The organism is Rhodococcus sp. IEGM 1408, assembly GCF_033142235.1.
Lineage (GTDB): Bacteria > Actinomycetota > Actinomycetes > Mycobacteriales > Mycobacteriaceae > Dietzia.
Window position 1 is genome coordinate 24,838 of sequence record NZ_JAWLRW010000010.1, and the last position, 23,842, is coordinate 48,679.

Consider the following 23,842-nt stretch of genomic DNA (forward strand, 5'->3'; position numbering starts at 1 on the left):
TCAGCAGGTCGGCGTGGGCGCGGCCCCGGCCCAACGGTCGAGGGTCCACGACACGAGTTGCGGGATGAGCGGCGAGTCCGCGCCCACGAGCTCCATGTGTCCGAGACCCGGATAGGTCCGATAGTCCAGCCGCTCGCCGTCGCCGCAGCGCGCGTCGACCCAGTCCTGCTGCATGTCGGGCTTCACCAGCGGATCGGTCAGCCCCTGAGCGACCAGCACCGCTGCGGGCCACGGCCCGGTCGGCGAGTTGGTGCGCAGCATCGTCCCCAGGTCGCCGTCGAGCAGCGAGTCCGGGAACACCTGCTGTGGCACCTGGCTACTGCGGGCCAGGGCGGCCAGGACATCCTTCTCGTTGAAACACAGCCGGCCGACCTCCGCCACGCCGTGCGCGGTGCCCGGGTTGAGGTGGTCGGCCAGGTCGAGCTCCGGGTAGAGCTCGTTCCAGGACTCGGCGATGTACGCCGAGACGGCTTTTCCGCCCACCTCGTTCTTGTCCGCCTGCGCCAGCGCGTCCAGGTCGGTGGCGGGGGCCATCGCGGCGATCCCCCTGATCGTCAGGTCCGGCGCGTAGTCCTCCGCGATCTGGCCCGTCCACAGTGCCCCGTGGCCGCCCTGCGAATGCCCCCACACCACGGTGTCGGCGCTGACGCTGACGCCGTCGAGCTGCTGAGCGGCACGGGAGGCATCCAGGACGTTGCGCGCCTCCGCCTGCCCCACCAGGTACGGGTGCGGGCCTTCGGTGCCCAGGCCCACGTAGTCGGAGGTCACCGCCGCCCAACCGTGCTCGGTGACCATCTCCACCAGTGCGGTTCCCGCGCCGTCCGCGAACGGGGTGGGGCTCAGCGACGGCGCGCACCGGGGCACGATGCCGGTGGTCCCGTGGGCGACGCTGATCAGCGGCAGCGCCTCCGCGCCTCGACCGCTCGGCGCGATGACGGTGCCGCTGGCCACCGCGACGCCACCGTCCGGGCGGGTGGTGGTGTACAGGATCCGCCAGGCATCGGCGCCGTCCGGCACCCCGGCGGTCATCGTCTCGGAGCGAAGGAGCATCCCGGGCTCGGCAGGCAAGGGCTCGTCAGACCTATAGAAGGCTCCCGGACCCGGGCGGCCGTCCCCGCGCAGCAGCACGGCGCTGCCGATCGCCAGCGCTGCCACCAGCGAGAACACCCCTACCGCCAGGATCGTGCGTCCCCACCGGCGGAGACGACCGGCCTCGGTGCGCGCCGGGCCCCGCCCCCCCGCGCCGGCGCACCAGTGGTTCCAGGAACGCGCGGAGCCCGACGAACACCAGCCAGGCGCCCACGCCGAACCTGATCAGCTCGATAGCCAACACCGGCCAGACCAGGCACAGCAGTCCCGACAGGACGGCCGCGGCGCCACTGAACAACCCGGCCACGCGGCGGTCGGCATCGCGCCGGAGTGCTGCGACGATCGTGTGGACCCCGTGCACGATCAGCGCGGTGACCATCACCCACAGGAGGCTCCGGGTACTCGCGGACTGCCACACCAACACCACGACGCCAGCTGTGGCCGCCGCCAGTCCGGCGAGGACACGCACCCATCGCCTTGACCGGCCGGCGCCGTCGTCCCCGTCGCCGTCGCTGTCGACGCCGATCACCGTCGCGAGGCCGACGACGACGAGGCCGATCCCCGCGAACCTCACGATCTCCGGCAGCGCGAGGTGAACCAGGATCACCACCACGCCCAGGGCGGTCGCCGCGAGCGCCAGGACGATGCCGAGGACCCGTCTGCTCCGACCGGCCCGCTCGTCGACCTTCTCGTGCATCGCCCGTCCCCTCATGGGTGGGCTCGAGTCGTGGTGCCGACGGCACGGACCGCCCGGGAATGAAGGTATCCGTAACCCGCACCCGTCCGGCTGGAACAGGACGGACTCCTCTCGTGTGCGTGTCGGCCTCGCACCTGTGGGAGAGCGCCTCCGGGCCATTCGCTCGGGGGCGGCACACTGGTGAGCATGGACGACCTCCTCGTGGCTCCCGGGCCCGGAATCCCGCGCGGACTACGCGTGCCGGCTAGAGAGCTCCTCGAGCAGTTCTCCCGCTCGTCGGGGCCCGGGGGCCAGGGCGTCAACACGGCCGATTCCCGCGTGCAACTGAGCCTGGACCTGGCCACGACCACTGCGCTGAGCGAGGCCCAGCGGACCCTCGCGCTGGACCGGCTCGCCCCGTCCCTCGCCGGCACCGTGCTCAGCGTCGCCGCCTCGGAACACCGGGCACAGAGGCAGAACCGGCGGGCCGCCCGGAACCGGCTCGCGACCCTGCTCCGGGACGCCCTCGCCCCGGAGACCGTCCGGCGCCCGACGCGGCCCACCTACGGATCCCGGGTTCGGCGCATCAACGCCAAGCGCCGGCAGGCGCAGACCAAGGCGAGCCGCAGACGCCCGAACTCGCACGACTGACGTCCCCGGGCCACCCGGCGGGGTCGGCCCGCATGCGGCGGATCAGCCGCCGGCGGAGTCCACCGCGCTGCGGAAGTGGTCGAGGAAACGCTGGGTCAGGGTGAGGAACGCCTCGGCGTCGGTCCGCCCCATCGCGTCGAGCGCGGCGGCGTAGGTGCCCAGGGAGATACCGGCGTCCTTCTCGAACGCACGCCGACCGTCAGTGGTCCTGTCGAACTCGTACGCCGTCCCGCCCGGTCTCCGGCTCCGTTCGAGCAGGCCGGATCCGAGCGCTGCGTTGACCTGCCTGTTGACCGTGGACTGCTCGAGTCCGAGCTCGTCGGCGATCTCTCTGAGCGTGCGGGCCCGGCCGTCGGCGAACAGCCACAGCAGCCGCAGATCCGCCGTGCCGAGTCGGAGTGATCCCTCCAGCGCTCGGCGCTGCTTGTCCAGCTTGCTGAACAGGGCCGCGAGCTGCCGTTCGGCGGGCGCGTCGCCGTCGGACCACCGCCCCTCACGATCGCCCATCTCAGGTCTCCTCCGCTGCCGTTTGCTCCGCTACATGCAGATATGTAGTCTACACAGGTCCATCTATGTAAGTTACATATCTGCTCCCCGGAGCACCCCGGGAAGGACCCGATGCCACGCACCGCCACCACCAGGGACAGAACCGCGACAGCACCCGTACTGATCGTGCTGGTCCTGGGATTCTCGAGCATGTGCGCCGCACTCATGCAGTCGCTGGTCATCCCGCTCCAGCCCGAACTGCCGCGTCTGCTCAGCACCGACCCGAGCTCCGCCGCCTGGGTGGTCACGGCCACTCTGCTGGCCGGCGGTGTGGCGATGCCCGTCGCCGGCCGGCTCGCCGACATCCGCGGCCGCAAGCCGGTCCTGGTCACCTCGGCCCTGATCCTGCTGGCGGGCTCGCTCGTCTGCGCGCTGTCCTCGTCGATCGTCCCGGTCCTCATCGGTCGCATCCTCCAGGGCCTGGCCATGGGCTACATCCCGGTCGCGATCAGCTTCGTCCGCGAGACCGTGCCGGCGTCCATGCAGAACTCCTCCGTCGCGGGGATCAGCGCCACGCTCGGCGTCGGCGGCGCGCTCGGCCTGCCGCTCGCCGCCTGGATCGCCCAGGACTACAACTGGCACGTCCTGTTCTGGGTGTCGGCCGGACTCGCGGCCGTGATGGCGCTCCTCTCCGTCGTCGTCCTCCCCCACCGCCCGCCGGTCGACGAGTCCCGCCTCGACACCGTGGGGGCCATCGGCCTCGCGGTGGGCGTGGTCGCCGTACTCGGCGGCATCTCCAAGGGCGGCGACTGGGGCTGGGGCTCCCCCTCCACCCTCGGCGCGATCATCGGCGGCATTGCCGTCCTGCTGGCGTGGGGCTTCTACGAGACCCGCCACCCGCACCCCCTGGTCGACCTGCGTACGACCGCGCGGCGACCGATCCTGCTCACCAACATCGCGGCGTTGCTCATCGGCTTCGGGATGATGGCGCAGTCGATCGTCGTCCCGCAGCTGCTCCAGCTACCCGAGGCCACCGGGTACGGGATGGGGCAGACCATCCTGCAGGCCGGACTCTGGATGGCGCCGGCAGGCCTGATGATGCTGGCCTTCACCCCGGTCTCCAGTCTCATGCTCACGCGCTTCGGCGCCCGGGTCACCCTGGCGGTGGGTGCGGTGGTGATCGCCGCCGGATATCTCTCCGCCGCCGCGTTCGCCGCCGAGCCGTGGCAGCTGCTCGTCTCGACCTGCATCGCCTCCGCCGGAGTCGGCATCGGCTACGCCGCCATGCCCACCCTGATCCTGCAGAACTCCCCCGCCACCGAGGCCGGAGCGGGCGTCGGCGTGAACGCGCTGATGCGCTCGATGGGCACCACGATCGCCGGTGCCGTGATGGCACTCGTCCTGACCAGCCGCATGACCCAACTCGGCGACGGGCTGTCCATCCCGGCCGAGGAGATGTTCCACCTGTGCTTCCTCCTGGGCGCGGGAGCGGCGATCACGGGAGCCCTGGTGGTGCTGTGCATCCCCCGGACCCCCGCGATCTCGCCGGTCGCTGCCGCCCACCCGGCGCAGGCGGACGAGCCCACCCCGGTGCGCTGACCCGATCGATCACTCGACGACCCGCGCGAGCTGCGCGGTGACGAGGGTCCAGCCCTCCACGAGACCGAGTTCCTCGTGGAGGGCCCGACCCTGTTCATCTGCATGCCGCGCGGTGATCCGGTACAGCGTTCCGTCCGGATGGTCGGCCAGCGTGACGTCCCCCGTGACGGCCACCGGCAACGGGGTCGCCGGACGCAGGGTGCTGTCCACAGCGTTGGTGAACACCAGACGTTCCCCCTTCTCGACGACGAGGAACGCCGCGTCCATATGGGGTGTGGGCTCTGCTCCGTCCCCACTCATCGTCGTGACGAAGCCGCCGCCCGCGCGCGGTGCGAAGTACTCCACACCGCAGAGGTACGGCTCCGGGATCCACCACCGCCCGAAGAGCTCCGGGGTGGTCCAGGCGTCCCAGACCACCCCGCGGGGCGCACGGATCACACGCTCGATGGTCACGTCGTGCCCCGGATGCGGAGTCATGGGCCTCCCCTCTCGTCGGCGACTCGAATGAGCGTGACGCGGCATCAGACACTGACGCGGCATTAGTCACTGACGCGGTATCAGTCGGTGACGCGCTGTCAGTCGACTTTCAGCCAGTTGGCGAGCTGGTCGGCCGAGACCTCGGCGAGCCACATCTGCCAGAGCGGCCCGAATGTCACCCGCCGCACCCCGAGCCCCGTCAGCGCGGCCAGATCACCGGCGCCGTGGCCCTTGACGGGGTGGGCGGTCACATTGACCGGTATGGACACGGCCGAGACCAGCCGGGTCACCTGGTCGGCCGTCGACAGCCCCACCGGGTAGACGGCCCGGGCGCCGGCCTTCTCCATCAGCACCATGCGCTCGGCCGCCTCGGCGAGCGGGTCGGGGAAGACGTCGGTGCCGAGTTTGACGGCGTCGGTACGCCCGTTGATCACGAACGGCACCCCGGCATCGTCCGCGGCCCGGCGGGCGCCGGCGATGTAGTCGGCGTGCTCCTGCCGGTCACGGACCCGCTTACCCTCACGGTGGACCACGTCCTCGATGTTCGCCCCGACGGCCCCGGCCTCGAGCAGCCGCGAGACCAGCTCCCCGGGCTCGAGCCCGTACCCGGACTCCACGTCCGCGCTCACGGGGACATCGACGGCGTCGGCGATCCTGCGGACCACGCCGAGATACTCACCGAAATCCATCTTCTCGCCGTCGGCGCTGCCGATGGCGTCGGCGACCGGGTGACTGCCCACGGTGAGGCCGTGGAAACCCGCACCGGCGGCGACCCTGGCACTCCAGGTGTCCCAGACTGTCGGGAGGACCACCAGATCACCCGAATCGTGTAGCGCGGCCAGGTCGTTCGCGCGGGAAGATACATCGGCCATCGTCCATGCCTCCTCGAGAAGTAACGGTGCCTGCGACCCTAGGCCTGTTCGGCCGCGTGCGACACCCTCCCGGCCAGCCCCGGGACGGCCCGACCGGGGCACCCGCCGCCGTGAAACGCCGCGTGCGATTCGGTCTTGGACCAGACTGCAGGGGGACGCCGAGACGATCACCGAGCTGCACACGTGGAACGAGTCGCCGGATCCATGCCCGGGGGTCTGGCGACGCCGGTCCGACTCGGGCGATAATGGCGCAGGCGAGCTGATCCCGCTCCACAAGAATGGGATCAGCCTGAGACGAAAAGAGTCGACATACATGACCCCAGACACACAGACGATCATCTACACCCTCACCGACGAGGCCCCACGACTGGCGACGGAAGCATTCCTCCCGGTCGTGCGCACCTTCACCGAAGCCGCCGGGATCGAGGTCGAGACGAGCGACATCTCGGTGGCCGCCCGCATCCTGGCCGCCTTCCCCGACCGGCTCACCGATGAGCAGAAGGTGCCCGACAACCTGGCCGATCTGGGCCGGATGGCTCAGGAACCCGGCACCAACATCATCAAGTTGCCGAACATCAGCGCTTCGGTACCCCAGCTGAACAAGGCGATCGCGGAACTCCAGGCCAAGGGCTACGACATCCCCGCCTACCCGTACGACCCGAAGACCCCTGAGGAGATCGAGATCGCTGAGCGGCTCTCGACGTGCCTGGGCAGCGCCGTGAACCCGGTGCTCCGCCAGGGCAACTCGGACCGTCGGGCCCCGAAGGCGGTGAAGGAGTACGCCAGAGCCAATCCACATTCCATGGGCAAGTGGTCGATGGCCTCGCAGTCCCACGTCGCGCACATGACGCACGGCGACTTCTACGCCGGTGAGAAGTCGATCATCCTCGACCACGCCTGCGACGCGCGCATGGAGGTGGTGACCCCGGACGGTCAGACTCACGTGCTCAAGACGGTGCCGCTCGAGGCCGGCGAGGTCGTCGACTCGATGTTCATGAGCAAGAAGGCGCTCATGGACTTCTACGAGGAGCAGCTCAACGACGCCAAGGAGACCGGCGTCATGTTCTCGCTGCACGTCAAGGCCACCATGATGAAGGTGAGCCACCCGATCGTGTTCGGCCACGCCGTCCGGGTGTTCTACAAAGAGGCCTTTGCCAAGCACGACGAGCTGTTCACCGAGCTCGGGATCAACGTCAACAACGGCATGGTCGATCTCTACGACAAGATCGAGAACCTGCCCACCTCCAAGAAGGAGGAGATCATCGAGGATCTGCACCGGTGCCATGAGCACCGGCCGGAGCTGGCGATGGTCGACTCGGCCCGCGGCATCACCAACTTCCATTCGCCGTCCGACGTGATCGTCGACGCCTCGATGCCCGCGATGATCCGGATCGGCGGGAAGATGTACGGCGCCGACGGCCGCAAGAAGGACACCAAGGCCGTGATCCCGGAGTCCACGTTCGCGCGGATCTACCAGGAGATCATCAACTTCTGCAAGACAAATGGCGCCTTCGATCCGACGACGATGGGGACCGTGCCGAACGTCGGCCTCATGGCCCAGAAGGCCGAGGAGTACGGCAGCCACGACAAGACCTTCGAGGTCCAGTACGACGGGGTCGCCAACATCGTCGATTCCACCACCGGCGAGGTCCTCCTGTCCCAGGACGTCGAGGCCGGCGACATCTGGCGCATGTGCACCGTCAAGGACGCACCGATCCGGGACTGGGTGAAGCTCGCCGTAGACCGCGCCCGCGCGTCCGAGATGCCGGCGGTCTTCTGGCTCGACCCGTACCGGCCGCACGAGAACAACCTGATCACCCTGGTGAACAAGTACCTGGCCGAGCATGACACCGAGGGCCTGAACATCCAGATCATGTCCCAGGTGCGCGCCATGCGGTACACCCTCGAGCGCGCCTGGCGGGGTCTGGACACCATCTCGGTGACCGGCAACATCCTGCGCGACTACCTCACCGACCTGTTCCCGATCCTCGAGCTCGGTACCAGCGCCAAGATGCTGTCTGTCGTCCCCCTGATGGCCGGCGGCGGTTTGTACGAGACCGGCGCGGGAGGTTCGGCTCCGAAGCACGTCCAGCAGCTCGTGGAGGAGAACCACCTGCGCTGGGATTCCCTCGGGGAGTTCCTCGCGCTGGGTGCGAGCCTCGACGACCTGGGCCGCAAGACCGACAACCCCAAGGCCACCATCCTGGCCAAGACGCTCGACACCGCCACCGGCACACTGCTGGAGAACCGGAAGTCGCCGTCGCGGGTCACCGGTGAGCTCGACAACCGGGGAAGCCAGTTCTGGCTCGCCCTCTACTGGGCCCAGGAGCTGGCCGCGCAGACCGAGGACTCGGAGTTGGCAGCGCACTTCGCTCCGCTGGCGGAGAAGCTGACCACCGACCGGGACACCATCCTCGAGGAACTGCTGGCGGTCCAGGGCACGCCGGTGGAGCTGGACGGCTACTACCAGCCCGATGTTGAAAAACTGCGGGAGGCCATGCGCCCGAGCGAGACGCTCAACGCTGCTCTCGCGGACACCCGCGGCTGATCCACCCCGCCCGCCTCACCGCACCCCTCGGCCGACCGCCGAGGGGTGCGGTGTCGTCTGGGCTCGATCGTGCGAACACCCGATTCCCGAAGTCCCGGCCCGGTCCCGAGTAGAGTGACGTGGATCACACCAGCGGGAGGTCGTCACGAACCACATCTACAGCGTCACCGAGATCGTCGGGTCGTCACCCGTTGGGACGGACGACGCGATCGCCAATGCGGTCGCGGAGGCGTCCAAGACGCTACGCAACCTCGAATGGTTCGAGGTGACATCCGTCCGCGGAAAGCTCGACGGCGACCGCGTCATGCACTGGCAGGCCACCATCAAGGTCGGGTTCCGTCACGAGTCCGGGGCTTGATCTGACCGTCGGGCGGTTCGGCATATAGTCAGCGGGGAGCTGGTTTCGGTTCCCCGATGATGGGAGGCCGGATGTCCGGCACTGCTGAACGATCCACGATTGTCTCCGCCGCCTCGACGGACGAGGCCTCCCCGAGCGCCCGGCTTCGCACCCTCGGGGTACTCGCCAGTTCCTCGATGGCCAACGAGCGGCGGCTGCCACTGCATCCGCATCACCTGGACCGGATCGACGCAGACGTGCGTGCGCGCATGATCGTCGAGCGGGGTTACGCCGCGGAGTTCCAGGTGGAACCCGGTTATGTCGAGTCGCGCGTGGGGCGGGTCGCCGAGCGCTCCGAGGTGGTCGAGGCGGCAGACGTCCTGCTCCTGGCAAAACCGCAGGCTGCGGACATGGCCGCGATTCCCTCCGGTCGCACCCTGTGGGGTTGGCCCCACTGCGTGCAGAACTCGGCGTTGACGCAGACCGCGATCGATCATCGGCTCACGCTGATCGCCTTTGAGGCGATGAACCACTGGACCCAGGCGGGCGACTTCAGCCTGCACGTGCTCCACAAGAACAACGAGCTCGCCGGCTACTCCTCCGTCCTGCACGCGATGAGCCTCACCGGCTCGACCGGCAACTACGGGCCACGGCGCAGTGCGGTCGTCATCGGCTTCGGGGCCACCGCCCGTGGCGCCGTCACCGCGCTCAAGGCGCACGGGATCCACGACATCCAGGTCCTCACGCAGCGCGACGCCTCGGCGGTCGGCTCGCCGATCCACAGCGCACACATCACCCAGCTCAACACCAACGAGGGCGCGACGCACCTCAGCACGGTCCCGACCGACGACGGCGACGTTCTGCTCCCGACGTTCCTCGCCGCACACGACATCGTGGTCAACTGCACGCTCCAGGACGTGAACGCTCCCCTGACCTACCTGCGAACCGAGGACCTGTCGGAGTTCGCCGCTGGCAGCCTGATCATCGACGTCTCCTGCGACGAGGGGATGGGGTTCGAGTGGGCCAGGACAACCGGGTTCGACGACCCGATGTTCACCGTGGGCCGGGGCGTGAACTACTACGCCGTGGACCACAGCCCGTCCTACCTGTGGAACTCGGCGACGTGGGAGATCAGCGAAGCGCTCCTGCCGTTCCTCCGCGCGGTGATGGAGGGACCGGCGGCGTGGGCGGAGAGTCTCACGATCTCCCGTGCGATCGAGATCCAGGACGGGGTGATCAAGAACCAGAACATCCTGAGTTTCCAGGGCCGCGACCCGGTCTACCCGCACCCCCGCACCGCCAGGTAGTCCTGGGGGTCGCTCTGGCGGGCGCGCTCCACCACAGTGGGCTGACTGTTCTGTCCACGCAGCTAGCCCACCTGCCCGGGGATGTCCGGGCACTCGATGACGTCGATCGAGTTGCCCGGAATCAACGTCAGGTGAGGGTGCCGACGGAAGACGTCGACGGCGGCATCGTGTGATTCCGCGGTGACGATCGCGTAGGCGACCAGTTGGTCCTCTATGACCTCGGCGCCGCCCGCGGTGACCCGTCGCTTGTGGAACAGCGGCTTCCCCGGGTCGACCAGCGCCGCCCCGGTCTCCTGCGCCCACCGCGCCCAGGCGTTCATGAACTCGTCCTGCTGGGTCGGGCCCAGAGGCGTAACGTCCGCGGCGTCCGCGGCGCCGTTCAGGATTGCGAGATGAGTCCCCAACCTCCTCGTCGTCGTCGTCGTCGTTGTCGTCGTTGTCGTCGTCGTCCGGGGTCTCTCGGCCCGCACAGGAGCCGAACCCGTCACGCGGTAGCATCTGCCCTCGTGCTCGACATCTCTCACTCTCCCGGGCAGCAAAGTATCGTCGACTATTCGGCGCTACCCGGACCGGGTGGGCGAAGATCCTTGATGCCCGCGGTCGACGCACGATGGTGGACGCTGAAAGTCGCACTCTCACAGCGCCCCTGGAGCTTCGTCGCCTCGGCCGGGATGGCGGTCGGGTTCCTGTGCAACGGCGTGACACCCGTCGTGGTGGGCCGGGCGGTGGACGAGGCCATCGCCACCTCGTCCCTGACCCGACTGTGGTTCTGGATCGCTGTCCTGGGGTGCGTCTTCGTGGTGGCCATCGGCGCTAACTGGATCGCGCGGTTCATGCTGATCCGCAGCCAACAGCTGGTCAGCCACGACCTGCGCACCATGGTCACCGACCGCATCCAGGACCCGCGCGGATTTGCCGGCCGGGAACGCACCGCCGGCGGGTTGCTGTCCACGGCGTCGTCCGACACCAACCGGGTGGGCGAGATCGTGATGATGACGGTCATGCCCGTGGCCGAGGCGGCAGCCATCACCTACGGCGCCGTCATGATGTTCACCATCAACCCGTGGCTGAGCCTGGCCACCCTCATCGGTGGCCCGCTCCTCGTGGTGGTGGCGCTGCGGGTGGCCCGGCCGCTGCAGCACCGCTCGGTCGCACGTCAGCGCGCGATCGCCGAGGCGGCGGCCACCGCCACCGATGTGGTGCAGGGCTTGCGCATCCTCAAGGGGCTGGGCGCGATCGTCACCGTCCGGGGGCGCTACGACGAGGTCTCCGACGTCGCCTATCGCCGCACCGTCCACGCCAACGCGGCCGAAGCGCGCCTCAACGGGGCCACCGAGGCCGCCGGCGCGATCTTCGTCTCCACCCTCGGTATCTCCGCGGGCGTGCTGGCTCTGGGCGGGCGCGTGTCCGTCGGCGAGCTCATCACGGTGGTCGGACTGACCCAGTTCCTGGTGGTCCCGATGACCATGTTCGGCCGGAACCTCGCCTCGCGCTGGGCCTCTGCCGAAGCCTCCGGGAAGCGGATCCGTGAACTCCTGGGAGCGGGCTTCGAGCGCCTCACCGAGGTCGACGCGGCCAGGGCCGATCGGTTCATCCAGGCGCTGCCGGACGAGCTCACCTCGGTCCGCGGCACCCACCAGGAGCTGATCACCTTGCTGGAATCACTTCCCCGGACCAGGGTGATCGTCGTCCCGCACGCCGCTGACCTGTTCGACGGCAGCGTGGCCGACAACGTCCACCCCGACCGGGCCGTCGCCGAGCAGGCCCTGCGCGTGGCCTGCTGCGACGACATCCCCGAGGGCCCCGACAAGCGCGTGGGTGAGAACGGACGCATGCTCTCCGGCGGTCAGCGCCAACGCGTGGCCCTGGCGCGCGCCCTCGCCTCCGACCCCGAGGTCCTGGTGCTGCAGGACCCGACTACGGCGGTCGACTCGGTGACGGAGCAGAACATCGCCGAGCAGGTGGCCCGCCACCGCGCGGGCAGGATCACGCTCGTGTTCAGCGAGGCTCCCGCCTGGAGCGCTGTGGCCGCCACCCATCTGACTGCGGCGGACCTGAACGCGACGGCAGAAGACCTGTTGGCGGGGGCCGCCCGATGACCCGGCCGACGACCGCGAGCCCACCCGTCAAGTCCGACACCGCGCTGCGGTTCCCCCTGGCCACCTTCGGTCAGGTACGACGCGAGGTGGCGCGTCAGCTGAGCGGGGTCCGGCACGCCACGCTGTGGTTGATCCTCGCTCTACTGCTGCTCAGTGTCGGCGCGTACGCCAGCGTCCTGGTGCCACAGCTGATGGGCCAGATCGTGGACCTGGTGACGGGCCGGTCGCAGCGCTCGATGTGGCAGCTCGGTGCCGGCCTGCTCGGCGCGGCGATCAGCGGCGCGGTCCTGAGCGCGTCGGGCTTCTACCTGGTGTCCCGGCTCGCCGAGCGCGTGATCGCGAACCTGCGCCAGGACATGATCGGCACCGCCCTGGGCCTTCCCACCCACCGGGTCGAGGATGCGGGCGCAGGCGATCTGGTGAGCCGTTCCACCGACGACGTCGCGGAGCTGTCCGCCGCCGTCACCGAGACGATCCCGACGTTGACGACCTCGCTGTTCACCGTCGTCGCGACGGTCATCGCCCTGTTCGCGCTGGACTGGCAGTTCCTCGTGATCCCCGTGATCGTCGCACCGGTGTACTTCGTCGCCGCTCGCCTCTACCTGCGCAAGGCCCCCCAGCGTTATGCCGACGAGCGCGCCGCCATGGCCGAGCGTGCCCGCCGCGTCCTGGAGGCCATCCGCGGACGGGCGACGGTGCGGGCGTACTCGATGGAAGACCGCATGCACACCGAGATCGCCGGCGCCTCGTGGAGTGTGGTCCTCAAGGCGGTCAGAGCCCGCACCACTATGCTGATCCTCAACGTCTGGATGCTCGTGGCCGAGTTCCTCATGCTGGCCCTCGCGTTGGCCGTGGGATACCACCTGGTGGCGACCGGCGCCCTCACCGTGGGAGCGGTGACGGGGGCGGTGCTCATGATCATCCGTTTGCGGGGGCCGTTGAACATGTTCATGCGCGTACTCGACGTGGTGCAGTCCGGGTACGCCTCGCTCGCGCGGGTCGTGGGCGTGGTCACCGATCCCCCGGTGCCGGTGCCCGACAGCGGGGTCGATGCGCCGCGAGGGCACGTCGAGCTGCGCGGCGTGGGCTTCAGCTACGGCGGAGCGTGGGCCGTCCGCGACATCGACTTCACCATCGACCCGGGCGAGACCGTCGCCATAGTGGGCGCCTCCGGGGCCGGGAAGACCACGGTGGCCGCGCTGCTGGCGGGGTTGCTGGTCCCCGACGCCGGAGAAGTACTCGTCGACGGCCACCCGGTGTCCTCGCTGTCCGACCGTGAGCGCATCGCGCGGCTGGCCATGGTCAGCCAGGAGGTGCATCTCTTCTCCGGAACCCTGCGCCAGGACATGACCCTGGCCAAGCCGGACGCCACCGACGCCGAGCTCCTCTCGGCGCTCGACCTGGTTCATGCCCGTTCGTGGTTCGACAGACTCCCCGGGGGCCTCGACACGGTGGTCGGCGCACGCGGAATGCAGCTCGAGCCGGTGGCAGCGCAGCAGCTGGCACTGGCCCGAGTTCTGCTCCTCGACCCGGCCATCATCATCATGGACGAGGCGACCGCCGAGGCGGGCTCAGCCGGGGCCGGAGCGTTGGAGGCGGCGGCGGAGGTGGTGACCCGTGACCGTTCGGCCCTGGTGGTGGCCCACCGCCTCGACCAGGCCTCGCGCGCCGACACGATCCTTGTGATGGAGTCCGGTCGGGTGGTCGAGGAGGGATCCCATGACCAGCTGCTCGCCCTCGGCGGGATCTACCACCGCCAGTGGTCGGCGTGGACTGCCGGTCGGCGAGCGGACGACACCAGCCCTGGCACCGCGATCGCGGACGTCGTCGTCGGCGGACCGCGGCACGACCTCTAGTCGTCCGGGAAAGGACACCCCACGTCGACGGCGACCCGGGCGAGCAACCCGGCGCGCGCGGGCGGGGATCACTCTCCCGCAAAGACGACACGGTTGCCGTCGGGGTCCTCGATCACCAGGATCCTCCGGCCTCCGCCGGGTTGCGGCCCCTGAAGGGTGAACCCAGCTGCGGTGAGACGACTGACGACGGCGTCCATATCGTCCACCTCGATCACCACCACGGAGTGCCCCGCCCGCTCCGGTTCGGCCCAGACCTGCAGACCGAAACCGTTGCCGAAGTGCCACTCGAGAAGACCCGGCATCGGCCGGTCGTCCGGCTCCCGGTCGAGCAGGCGTGCGTACCACTTCCCTGCGGCCGATTCGTCGGTCACCGTGCAGTTTCCCAACAACCCTGTGAACATCGCCCGTTGCTCGTTCCCGCGCTGACCTCGCTGTAAGGGAGAGAACCCCGGATTGTATCCCTGCGAGGGGCGCCCTGAAAGGTGCTGGAGTCTCCGGTCACGACCTGTCGGCGTCGATGTCGCGGTCGAGTACTCGGACGAGTTCGCTGATCAGATCCCATCGTCACCGCACCGGAGCACATAGGTTTGTCCTATCCCTACGTGCGGCCTCAGGTCTTTGTGGCCGCCGTCACTCCCGTGATCGACTGGACTCCCTCGGACGTCGTCCGTCCGCGGTGGAAGTAGATCAGGAGTGTGACGTGAGCGAACTGCACCTTCCCAACCGTGTCCGGCGTCTCGCCGCCGAGCATCCGGACCGGCCGGCGGTGACCGCTGGCGACTCGACCCTGACCTATCGCGACCTCGACGCGTACACCAACCGCGTTGCCACCGCGCTTCAATCTCTCGCCGCCGACCCGAAGCGGGTCGGTGCGCTTCTGCGGATGGGACTGCCCGGCGCGGCGACGTTTGTCGGGTGCGCGAAGGCCGGGCTGGTGTTCACCCCGATCAACTGGCGCCTGACGCCCGGTGAGAGCGCCGTGATCGCGGTCGATGCCGAACTCTCCGTGCTCGTCGTGGAGGCCGACTTCGCCGATGCCGCGCACGCGGTCGCCCAGTCGCTCCCCGACGTGCACGTCGTGGTGGTGGGTGACGCCTCCCTGGTCCCCGGAGCCCGGACGTGGGATCAGCTCCTCGACGAGGGCACCGACATCGACCCCGGCTTCGGTGACGATCCCCACGCCGAGGTGCTCCAGCTGTACACCTCCGGCACCACCGGGAAACCGAAAGGTGTTGTAGCGGTTCATCGCAACCTCTACAACGTGCAGGAGAACTTCGACCTGTACGAGTTCGAGCACGACTCGGTGTCGCTCAACGCGTTGCCGCTGTTCCACATCGCCGGCGCCGGCTGGATCAGCACGTCCCTTTCGGCGGGCCTGCACCTCGTCCTGCTCGGCGAGATGCGCCCCGCGCTGGTGGCGCAGGCGATCGCCGACCACCGCGTCACCCACGCGTTCCTGGTGCCCGCCGCGATCGGCATGCTGCTCGAACATCCGGACCTTGAGCGATACGACCTGTCGAGCCTGGAGGTGGTCGCGTACGGCGCGTCGCCGATCACGCCGACGTTGCTCGCCCGCACGATGGACACCCTCGACTGCCGTCTCGTGCAGCGCTACGGCATGACCGAGACGACGGGCGCCCTGACCGCCCTGCGCGCCGGTGACCACGATCCGCACGGACCGCGCACGCACCTGCTGCGCTCGGCCGGCACTCCCCTGCCCGGCACCGAGGTGCAGATCCGCGACATCGTCACCGGTGAGCCACTCCCGCAGGGCGCGACCGGCGAGATCGTGTCGCGCTCGCGCAACAACGTCGCGGGCTACTGGCGGCGCGACGCCGAGACCGCGGCAATGTATACCGAGGACGGCTTCCTGCGCACCGGCGACGCCGGGCACATCGACCGGGACGGCTACCTCTTCGTCACCGACCGCGTGAAGGACATGATCATCACCGGCGGAGAGAACGTCTACCCCGTCGAGGTGGAGGCCGTACTGGCCGAGCATCCGGCGGTCGCGGAGGTCGCGGTGGTCGGACTGCCCGACGCCCGCTGGGGTGAGGCGGTCACCGCCGTGGTCCGGCTCGCCGAGGGTGTCGAGCCCCCGACGGAGTCCGAGCTGGTGGCGTTCACGAGCGGGCGCCTGGCGTCGTACAAGAAGCCGCGACGCATCCACATCGTGCGCGAACTCCCCCGCAACGCGAGCGGGAAGATCCTCAAGCGCACCCTCCGCGACACTCTGCCCACCCGCGACACTCTGCCCACCGCCCAGGAGGCCGGGCGATGATCGTCGCCGAGGACATCGGCACCGCCCAGCGTGAAGCATGGGCGGCAAAGGTCATGCCGCCCGTCGAGCAGGTCCGGCCGGGGCTCTGGTCCATCCCCGTTCCCATGCCGCGCAATCCGCTGCGCTACGTGCTGGTCTACGCCCTGGCCCTCGACCACGGGCTCGCGCTGATCGACGTGGGCATGGACACCGAGGAATCCTGGCAGGCGCTCGTCAACGGCATCGCGCAGACCGGCCACCGTATCGAGGACGTGCGCTACGCGGCGATCACCCACCTGCACCCCGACCACTTCGGGCTCGCGCCCCGGTTGCGGGCGACCGCCGGCGCGGCCATCGCGATGCACGCCGCCGAGGCCGCGTCGCTCGGCCACCACACCCCCGCGGACGCGGCCGCCGACGTGGAGGCCTGGCGGGTGGACCTGACCGCGCTCGGCGCCCCGCCGGAGGTGATCGAGGCCGCACGGTTCGACCTCGTGCGGTTCCAGCCGGGCGAGACGGCTGACATCATCCTCGACAGTGGATCCCGGCTCGACCTGCCCGGATGGGACATCGAGGCGTTGTGGACCCCGGGGCACACCGCGGGCCACCTTGCGTTTGTCGACCGCGGCAACGACCTGCTGTTCAGCGGCGACCACATGTTGCCGCGCATCAGTCCCAACATCTCGTCCGGTCCGGGCGAACTCAAGAATCCACTGCACCGGTACCTGCTGTCGCTGCACGCCACCACGGCCCTGCCGGAGTGCGACGTCCTGCCCGCACACGAGTACCGCTTCCGCGGCGTCACCGGCCGCGCGCGCCAGCTGATGGCCCACCACGACGACCGCCTCGGCGAGATCCTCGCGGCCATCGCCGCGAACCCGGAGTCGACGGCGTGGGAGATCACCGTACGCATCTCGTGGTCGCGGCCCATCGAGACGCTGGCCCCGCGACTGCTGCGGCTCGCGGTGCGCGAAACCCAGGCCCACCTGATCGTCCTGGCCGACCGCGGCGGGATCTCCTCGACCGGGGGCGTCCCTGCCCGCTGGACCGTACCGGCCCCGACACCCCCACCGGCGACGACGACGACGACAACGACAACGACAACGACAAGAGAGTGACATGAGTGTGCTCACCGAATTCGCCGAGAAGCGCGCTCCGGTGTGGACGGAGGCATAGCCGTGCCCGACGTCCTGATCACGCGCGACGGCGCCGTCGCGACCGTCACCCTCAACCGGCCCGGGCGGAAGAACGCGATGTCGTTCGACGCATGGGGCGCCCTGCGCGACGCGTTCACCGAGCTCCAGCGCGACGACTCGGTGCGCGCGGCCATCCTCACCGGGGCCGGGGGCAACTTCTGCACCGGTGCCGACATGGACCAGCGCGGCGACCTGCATCCCCTCGAGCGGATGCGGGAGATCAACACCGCGGCGCTCGCCGTCGCGGAGTTCTCGAAGCCGGTGATCGCGAAGGTCGAGGGCTTTGCCGTGGGCGCCGGCTGGAACCTGGCGCTGCTGTGCGACCTCGTCGTGGCGTCGCACTCCGCCAGGTTCAGCCAGATCTTCGCGCGGCGCGGCCTGTCGGTCGACTTCGGTGGTTCGTGGATCCTGCCCCGGCTCGTGGGCCTCCATCAGGCCAAACGTCTCGTCATGCTCGCCGAGATCATCGACGCTGCCGAGGCGTTCTCGCTGGGTCTGGTGACCGAGCTCGTTGATCCGGACCAACTCACCCCTCGGACTGCGGAGCTGGCCGACCGGCTGGCCTCTGCAGCCCCCGTCGCGGTGAGCCAGTCGGCCCGGCTGCTCGAGGAGGGATCGTCGCTGACCCTGCGCGAAGCGCTGGACAACGAGGCACGATCCCAGGCGGTCAATCAGGCTACCGACGCGCCCGACGCCATCCGCGCGTTCGTGGACAAGCGCCCGCCTACGTTCACAGGGGACTGGCTGATCTCGTAGGTCACCTAGGATGACGGGGTGGACCTGCATCTTGTGACCTACTTCGTCGCAGTTGTCGACAACGGGGGGATCACAAAGGCAGCCCAGGCTCTGTACATCTCGCAGCCGTCCCTGTCGCAGGCCATCCGCACGCTCGAACGCCGCCTGGGCACGACGCTGTTCGACCGCACCGGCCGTCGTCTGGTTCTGACCGACGACGGCCGGATGCTCGAGGTCTCAGCCCGGCGCATCCTCGCCGACGTCGACCGCGCCAAGCAGAAGGTCTCGGCCGTGCGCGAACTCTCGGCCGGGCGCGTGGAGATCGCTACGTTCTCGGCACTCTCAGTCCACCCGGTGGTGGAACTGGTCCAACGTTTCCGGGCCCGTTTCCCCGGCATCACCGTGCGGATCACCGACGTCGACGGACCGGCCGGGGTGCACACCGCGTTGCGCCGTGGTGACGCCGAGGTCGGCGTGACCGATCTGTCCGTCGAGCATGCCGGCATGATCACCATTCCCGTGCTCGAGCAGGAGCTGGTGCTGGCCATCGATCCCGAGCTCGCTACCGGCCTGCCCGACCCGGTGACGCGGGCGCAGGTCCGGGAGGTACCGCTGGTCCTGGACCTCGGCTCCCGGGCGAGCGCTGCCCGGGCGGGTGATCTGCTCGGGCAGCAGAACGTCGTCGTCGACTGTGCTCATCCCTCGGCGACGTGGGCCTTCGTGATGCGGGGCACCGGCGGCACCATCGTGCCGCGCGCGGTGGCCGTACAGCAGATGCCGAGTGCAGCCGTGCGCGCGCTCGATCCCCCGCTGCTACGGCCGGTGGGACTCGTGCTGCGGGCCGGCGAGCCGTCGCCCGCGGCAGCGGCGTTCATCACCACAGCCACCAACCGGTCGCCGGGAGCATAGGTACATGGAATTCCGTCAGGTCGAGTACTTCCTCGCCGTCGTCGAGAACGACGGCATCAACGGCGCAGCCACGGCGCTCGGGGTCGCGCAGCCCACCGTCTCCCAGTCGCTGCGCAGCCTCGAACGCGAGTTGGGCGTGCACCTGTTCCATCGCATCGGCCGGGGCATGGTGCTCACCGCCGCCGGTCGGAGCCTCATCGGCCCGAGCCGGCAGATCCTGCGCGACGTGAGCGCGGTGGGCGAGCTGCTCGCCGCATCCCCGGGTGAGGTCACGGGCCGCCTGGACCTCATGGTCTTCCCGGCCCTGGCCACGGGGCCTATCGTCGATCTGGTCGCCGGTTTCCGTCGCAGCTACCCCAAGACCACGGTGCGCTTCGCGGAACTCCGGAACGAGGAGAGCTCGGAAACGGTGATCCGCGACGGGCACTGCGAGTTCGTCGTGGCGCATCTGCCGCTCGAGGACCGCGGACACGGGCTCGAGGTGATCGAGCTGGGTGAGCAGGAGTACTGGCTCGTGTACCCCCCGGGCACCGACCTGCCACCCGGGCCCCTCCCGTTCTCCGCGATGCCCGACATCCCGATGGTGTTCGTGCCGCGCGGTGGCGGGTCGCTGAGCCTCGAGTTCGATCACGCGATGCGCCGCGCCGGGGTGCGGCCTCCCCTGGCGGCTCTCGTAGACCACCGCGAGGCGCGGCTCCCGATGGTGCTCGCGGGCCTCGGCGGATCGTTTGTGGAGCGGTCGTTGGCGGAGTCGGTACGGGACGTCGCGGTGGTGCGGCCCTGTGACCCCACCTTCAGCCGCCCGTTCGGTCTGGCCTTCGACCCCACGTCGTTGTCGACGGCCGGTCAGGCCTTCGTCGATCTGGTGCGTGCGGCGAACCCGGCCGGACCGTAGCGGTCAGGACACGCGCTCGAACACCGCAGCCAGACCCTGTCCGCCGCCGATGCACATGGTCTCGAGGCCGTAGCGGCCCTCTCGACGATGCAGTTCGCGGGCCAGCGTCGCGAGCATGCGGCCACCGGTCGCGCCGACGGGGTGTCCCAGCGAGATGCCCGAGCCGTGGATGTTGGTGCGCTCGAAGTCGGAGGCGCCGAACTCCCACTCGCGGGTCACGGCCAGGGCCTGCGCGGCGAACGCCTCGTTGAGCTCGATCACGTCGACGTCGGCGATGCCGATGCCGGCCCTGCCCAGGGCGAGCTCGGACGCGGGCACCGGACCGATGCCCATGATGTTCGGCGCGACACCGGCCACGCCCCACGACACGATCCGCACCAGCGGTGTCAGGCCCAGCTCTGCTGCCTTCTCCCGGGTGGTGACGATCGCCATCGATGCGGCGTCGTTCTGACCGCTGGCGTTCCCTGCCGTGACGGTGGCATCGGGATCCTGCTCGCCCATGATCGGACGGAGCGTGGCCAGGGACTCGACGGTGGTGTCGGCGCGGGGATGCTCGTCGGTGTCGATGACCGCATCGCCCTTACGGCTGCTGACGGTCACGGGGATGATCTCCTCGGCGAGGATGCCGTTCTCCTGCGCGGCCACCGCACGCGCGTGCGACCTCGCGGCGAGCTCGTCCTGCTCCCGCCGGCTGATGCCGTAGTCGCGGCGCAGGTTCTCGGCGGTCTCGATCATGCCGCCCGGCACGGGGTAGAACCGTCCGCCGGCGGTGGACCGGGCGCGGGCCAGGCTGTCGTGCATCTGCACACCGGTGCGGGCGCCGCCCCAGCGGATGTCGGTGGAGTAGAAGGACGCGTTGCTCATCGACTCGGCGCCACCGGCCACGACGAGCTCGTTGTCCCCGTGGCCGACCTGGAACGCGGCCTGGATGACGGCCTGCAGGCCCGACCCGCAACGGCGGTCGATGTGCATCCCGGGGACCGTGATGGGCAGACCGGCATCCAGGGCGACGACCCGGCCGATCGCCGGCGCCTCGCTGTTGCCGTTGCAGTGTCCCAGGATGACGTCGCCGACCTGGTCGGGGGCGATCCCGGTCCGCTCGATCAGTCCCGTCAGCGCAGCGACGCCGAGGTCGACCGCGGTGAGGGACTTGAACATCCCGCCGTAGCGGCCGATGGGGGTCCGGACGGGCTCGCAGATGACGACTTCGCGCATGATGACCTCTCAAAGATTGTGAAAAAGAAGAAGAAGAAGAAGGACGACGACGACGAGAACCGGGGCGGGGCCGATAGCGGGGACCACCGGCCCCGCCCCTCGTGCCCTAGCTGGTGGGCCCCGTGTCCAGACGGGTGCGCAGATCCGTCTTGAGGATCTTGCCGGCCGCGGAGGTCGGCAGCGCCGACACCACCACCACATCGCGAACCTTCTTGTACGGCAGCACCCGCTCGGCCACGTACGCCTTCAGCTCGTCGTCGTCGATCTCCGTACCGACGGTCGCCACCACAAACGCGACGGGTTCCTGCCCGGTCGGGCCGACGTCCCGTCCCACCACGGCGACGGCCGAGACCGCTGGGTGCGTCACGATGATCTCCTCGAGCTCACGCGGATACACGTTGTAGCCCTTGTAGATCAGCATGTCCTTGGCCCGGTCGGCGATGTACACAAAACCTTCCGCATCCCGGTAGGCGATGTCGCCGGTGGCGAGCCACCCGTCCACATACTGCTGGGCGGTGATCTCGGGATGGCCCAGGTACCCGTCCGTGACCTGCGGACCACGTATCCACAGCTCACCCCGCTCGTTGTCACCGAGCACCAGTGACGGGTCGCCCTGCGCGCGGATCTGGACCTCCGTGTCGAACATCGGGAGTCCGACGCTACCGAGCCGATATTCCGAACCCACCACGAGCGGCATGGCGGTCACCGCGCACGTGCCTTCGGTGAGTCCGTACGCCTCGGCCACGCGCGCGTTGGGAAAGGCGCGTTCGAGGTTCTCGAGCGTCACCCGATCGATCGGGGCCGCACCGGACGCCACCACACGCACCGAGGTCAGATCCCGCGAGGACACGTCCGGATGGGTGGCGAGCGCATGCCACATCGCCGGGCTCCCGGTGATGTAACTGGCGCGGTACTTCTCCACCTGCTCGAGCATCGTCGCCGGATCGAATCGCCCCGAGAGCACCTGGGTGAGTCCGCAGACCAGCAGGAACGACGTATTGATCAGCGCGTGCGCGTGGAACAGGGGTGAGACCACGATCGTGGAGCCCACTCCGGGAACCACGCCCGCGACGGCCAGCTCACCGATGGGCTCGAGCGAGACCATCCCGTCCGCGTCGGCGACAACCTGGTGTCCGGCGCGCCACCCGCACATCTGCGTGACGTTGCCCACGACATTGCGGTGTAGGACCCGCACGCCCTTGGACACCCCGGTCGTGCCGCCGGTGTACGCGATGTGGGCGACGTCGTCTCCGGAGACCTGCTCCGGCGCGAACTCCGTGGGGTTCTCGGCGAGCAGATCGGCGAAGCGGCGTGCTCCCGACACCTCGGCCGCGACCGGCTCGTCCGACACGTCGGTCACGTCGGTCACGTCCGACACGACCGCGATCAGTCCGATCGTGGTGCCCGCAGCAGCGCGCAGCAGCGTGGCGAGTTGCTGCGACTGGGTGACGGCCGCGACGGCGCCGGTCTCCTCGATCTGCCGCCGCAGGCCCGGCTCGGGCTGCAACGGGTTCACCAGCGTGACCGCCGCTCCCGCACGCATCGCACCGTAGTACGCGATGTGGAACTCGGGGCAGTTGCCGAGGTGCAGGAGCACGATGTCGCGCGGTTGCACGCCGGCCGCGGCGAGGGCGCCCGCGAACTGTGCCGACCGCTCGTCGAGTTCACGATAGGTGCAGACCCGGTCGCCGTCGACGATCGCCGCACGATCGCCGTACCTGGCGGCCATGCTCGGAGCCCACGCCGCCATGGACGTCTGCGGATAGGACAGGGACAGTGTCGACCAGGCGGGTCGCTCGGTGGTCATCATCGGCCCCCGCTTAGCGCGGTGCCATGCGGATGGCGCCGTCGAGCCGGATGGTCTCCCCGTTGAGGTAGCCGTTCTCGAGGATCGATGCGGCCAGCTTGCCGAACTCATCGGGACGGCCCAGTCGCGACGGATTGGGCACGGTCGCCTCGAGCGACTGGCGGACGTCCTCGCGCAGACGCGCGAGCAGCGGGGTGTCCATGATGCCGGGGGCGATCGTGTTGACGCGGATCCCCTTGCTGGCCAGGTCGCGGGCGGCGACGATCGTCATGCCCACGATGCCGGCCTTGGAGGCCGAGTAGTTGATCTGGCCGATCTGGCCTTCGAAGGCGGCGACCGACGCGGTGAGGATGATCGCGCCGCGCTCGTCCTCCATGGGGTCGAGCTGAGCCATGCGCTCGGCGCCGAGACGCAGGGCGTTGAACGAGCCGATGAGGTTGAGGCGGATGACGAACTCGAAGTCCTCGACCGAGCCCGCCTTGCCCTCCTTGTCGAGGATCCGCATCTTGCGGCCCGCGCCGGCGCAGTGCACGACTCCGCGGAGGCCGCCACGCTCGTGCGCCACGTCGAGAGCGGCAGCAAACTGCTCGGAGTCGGTGACGTCGGCAGGTGCGAAGGTCGCGCTGTCGCCGAGGTCCTCGGCCACGTCAGCGCCGGTCGAGGTGGGTAGGTCGATCAGGGTGACGTTGCCGCCCGCGTCGAGGATGCGGCGGGCCGTGGCGAGGCCGAGGCCCGAGGCGCCGCCGGTGACCGCGAAGGAGAGTCCCTTGAGTTCCATTGTGCGTGGTTCCTAACTCGAGTTGCCGACGTACTGGACGTCGACGTGGG

22 protein-coding genes are annotated in these 23,842 nt (G+C 69.5%); 12 read left to right on the top strand and 10 right to left on the bottom strand.

Going from position 1 to position 23,842, the window contains the following annotated elements; translation table 11 throughout:
• Both R4P08_RS15060 and R4P08_RS15065 read right to left on the bottom strand, forming a co-directional pair.
• Positions 1 to 1,167 (bottom strand): lipase family protein, encoded by a 1,167-nt coding sequence (locus R4P08_RS15060; RefSeq protein WP_317814715.1) that lies wholly within the window; start codon positions 1,165 to 1,167, stop codon positions 1 to 3.
• Positions 1,082 to 1,786, bottom strand: a complete 705-nt coding sequence (locus tag R4P08_RS15065) for a DUF308 domain-containing protein (protein ID WP_317814716.1) — start codon at positions 1,784 to 1,786, stop codon at positions 1,082 to 1,084. Before R4P08_RS15065 ends, R4P08_RS15060 begins: the two co-directional genes overlap by 86 nt.
• A 186-nt stretch (positions 1,787 to 1,972) precedes the next feature.
• On the opposite strand from R4P08_RS15065, the gene arfB reads away from it, so the two are divergent.
• A complete protein-coding gene (gene arfB, locus R4P08_RS15070; protein WP_317814717.1) occupies positions 1,973 to 2,416 on the top strand; it encodes an alternative ribosome rescue aminoacyl-tRNA hydrolase ArfB in 444 nt (147 codons plus the stop codon).
• Positions 2,417 to 2,458: 42 nt separating this feature from the next.
• Here the strand turns inward: arfB and R4P08_RS15075 are convergent, their stop codons facing one another.
• Entirely contained in the window at positions 2,459 to 2,923 is a 465-nt protein-coding gene (locus R4P08_RS15075; RefSeq protein ID WP_317814718.1) for a MarR family winged helix-turn-helix transcriptional regulator, read from the bottom strand.
• 111 nt (positions 2,924 to 3,034) lie between these two features.
• Between R4P08_RS15075 and R4P08_RS15080 the strand changes: the two genes are divergently transcribed.
• The gene (locus R4P08_RS15080; protein ID WP_317814719.1) at positions 3,035 to 4,501 is read left to right on the top strand and encodes an MFS transporter; all 1,467 of its coding nucleotides are present in this window, start codon (positions 3,035 to 3,037) and stop codon (positions 4,499 to 4,501) included.
• Positions 4,502 to 4,510: 9 nt separating this feature from the next.
• On the opposite strand, the gene R4P08_RS15085 is transcribed toward R4P08_RS15080, so the two are convergent.
• Positions 4,511 to 4,978: an SRPBCC domain-containing protein gene (locus R4P08_RS15085; protein WP_317814720.1), complete on the bottom strand. Its 468-nt coding sequence runs from the start codon at positions 4,976 to 4,978 to the stop codon at positions 4,511 to 4,513.
• Positions 4,979 to 5,076: 98 nt separating this feature from the next.
• Complete coding sequence (locus R4P08_RS15090; protein ID WP_317814721.1) at positions 5,077 to 5,850, bottom strand: isocitrate lyase/phosphoenolpyruvate mutase family protein; 774 nt, start codon at positions 5,848 to 5,850, stop codon at positions 5,077 to 5,079.
• Between the two features lie 313 nt (positions 5,851 to 6,163).
• On the opposite strand from R4P08_RS15090, the gene R4P08_RS15095 reads away from it, so the two are divergent.
• From R4P08_RS15095 to R4P08_RS15105, 3 genes are all read left to right on the top strand, one after another.
• Complete coding sequence (locus tag R4P08_RS15095) at positions 6,164 to 8,398, top strand: NADP-dependent isocitrate dehydrogenase (protein WP_317814722.1); 2,235 nt, start codon at positions 6,164 to 6,166, stop codon at positions 8,396 to 8,398.
• A 154-nt stretch (positions 8,399 to 8,552) separates the two neighbouring features.
• Complete coding sequence (locus R4P08_RS15100; RefSeq protein ID WP_317814810.1) at positions 8,553 to 8,756, top strand: dodecin; 204 nt, start codon at positions 8,553 to 8,555, stop codon at positions 8,754 to 8,756.
• 176 nt (positions 8,757 to 8,932) lie between these two features.
• Complete coding sequence (locus R4P08_RS15105) at positions 8,933 to 10,042, top strand: alanine dehydrogenase (protein WP_317814811.1); 1,110 nt, start codon at positions 8,933 to 8,935, stop codon at positions 10,040 to 10,042.
• Between the two features lie 62 nt (positions 10,043 to 10,104).
• On the opposite strand, the gene R4P08_RS15110 is transcribed toward R4P08_RS15105, so the two are convergent.
• Positions 10,105 to 10,362 (bottom strand): hypothetical protein, encoded by a 258-nt coding sequence (locus R4P08_RS15110; protein WP_317814723.1) that lies wholly within the window; start codon positions 10,360 to 10,362, stop codon positions 10,105 to 10,107.
• 351 nt (positions 10,363 to 10,713) lie between these two features.
• On the opposite strand from R4P08_RS15110, the gene R4P08_RS15115 reads away from it, so the two are divergent.
• Together R4P08_RS15115 and R4P08_RS15120 are read left to right on the top strand one after the other, a co-directional pair.
• Positions 10,714 to 12,141 carry an ABC transporter ATP-binding protein gene (locus tag R4P08_RS15115; protein ID WP_317814724.1) on the top strand — a complete coding sequence of 476 codons (1,428 nt, stop codon included), beginning with the start codon at positions 10,714 to 10,716 and terminating at the stop codon, positions 12,139 to 12,141.
• Positions 12,142 to 12,185: 44 nt separating this feature from the next.
• A complete protein-coding gene (locus R4P08_RS15120) occupies positions 12,186 to 13,997 on the top strand; it encodes an ABC transporter ATP-binding protein (protein WP_317814812.1) in 1,812 nt (603 codons plus the stop codon).
• Positions 13,998 to 14,065: 68 nt separating this feature from the next.
• Here the strand turns inward: R4P08_RS15120 and R4P08_RS15125 are convergent, their stop codons facing one another.
• Entirely contained in the window at positions 14,066 to 14,368 is a 303-nt protein-coding gene (locus R4P08_RS15125; protein WP_317814725.1) for a VOC family protein, read from the bottom strand.
• A gap of 329 nt (positions 14,369 to 14,697) precedes the next feature.
• Between R4P08_RS15125 and R4P08_RS15130 the strand changes: the two genes are divergently transcribed.
• The 5 genes from R4P08_RS15130 to R4P08_RS15150 are packed head-to-tail and all read left to right on the top strand — an operon-like array spanning position 14,698 to position 19,992.
• Positions 14,698 to 16,278, top strand: a complete 1,581-nt coding sequence (locus tag R4P08_RS15130; protein WP_317814726.1) for a long-chain-fatty-acid--CoA ligase — start codon at positions 14,698 to 14,700, stop codon at positions 16,276 to 16,278.
• Positions 16,275 to 17,375 carry an MBL fold metallo-hydrolase gene (locus R4P08_RS15135; protein ID WP_317814727.1) on the top strand — a complete coding sequence of 367 codons (1,101 nt, stop codon included), beginning with the start codon at positions 16,275 to 16,277 and terminating at the stop codon, positions 17,373 to 17,375. The genes R4P08_RS15130 and R4P08_RS15135 overlap by 4 nt, the downstream gene beginning before the upstream one ends.
• Positions 17,376 to 17,435: 60 nt before the next feature.
• A complete protein-coding gene (locus R4P08_RS15140) occupies positions 17,436 to 18,209 on the top strand; it encodes an enoyl-CoA hydratase/isomerase family protein (protein ID WP_317814728.1) in 774 nt (257 codons plus the stop codon).
• A gap of 18 nt (positions 18,210 to 18,227) precedes the next feature.
• Positions 18,228 to 19,097 carry a LysR family transcriptional regulator gene (locus R4P08_RS15145; protein WP_317814729.1) on the top strand — a complete coding sequence of 290 codons (870 nt, stop codon included), beginning with the start codon at positions 18,228 to 18,230 and terminating at the stop codon, positions 19,095 to 19,097.
• Between the two features lie 4 nt (positions 19,098 to 19,101).
• The gene (locus R4P08_RS15150; protein WP_317814730.1) at positions 19,102 to 19,992 is read left to right on the top strand and encodes a LysR family transcriptional regulator; all 891 of its coding nucleotides are present in this window, start codon (positions 19,102 to 19,104) and stop codon (positions 19,990 to 19,992) included.
• Positions 19,993 to 19,995: 3 nt separating this feature from the next.
• Here the strand turns inward: R4P08_RS15150 and R4P08_RS15155 are convergent, their stop codons facing one another.
• The 3 genes from R4P08_RS15155 to R4P08_RS15165 all read right to left on the bottom strand — a co-directional run bounded on the left by R4P08_RS15155 (position 19,996) and on the right by R4P08_RS15165 (position 23,792).
• Positions 19,996 to 21,207, bottom strand: a complete 1,212-nt coding sequence (locus R4P08_RS15155) for an acetyl-CoA C-acetyltransferase (RefSeq protein WP_317814731.1) — start codon at positions 21,205 to 21,207, stop codon at positions 19,996 to 19,998.
• 106 nt (positions 21,208 to 21,313) lie between these two features.
• Positions 21,314 to 23,014, bottom strand: a complete 1,701-nt coding sequence (locus R4P08_RS15160) for a class I adenylate-forming enzyme family protein (protein ID WP_317814813.1) — start codon at positions 23,012 to 23,014, stop codon at positions 21,314 to 21,316.
• Positions 23,015 to 23,027: 13 nt separating this feature from the next.
• On the bottom strand, positions 23,028 to 23,792 hold the full coding sequence (locus tag R4P08_RS15165; protein WP_317814732.1) for an SDR family NAD(P)-dependent oxidoreductase: 765 nt from the start codon (positions 23,790 to 23,792) through the stop codon (positions 23,028 to 23,030).
• Positions 23,793 to 23,842: the final 50 nt, after the last annotated feature.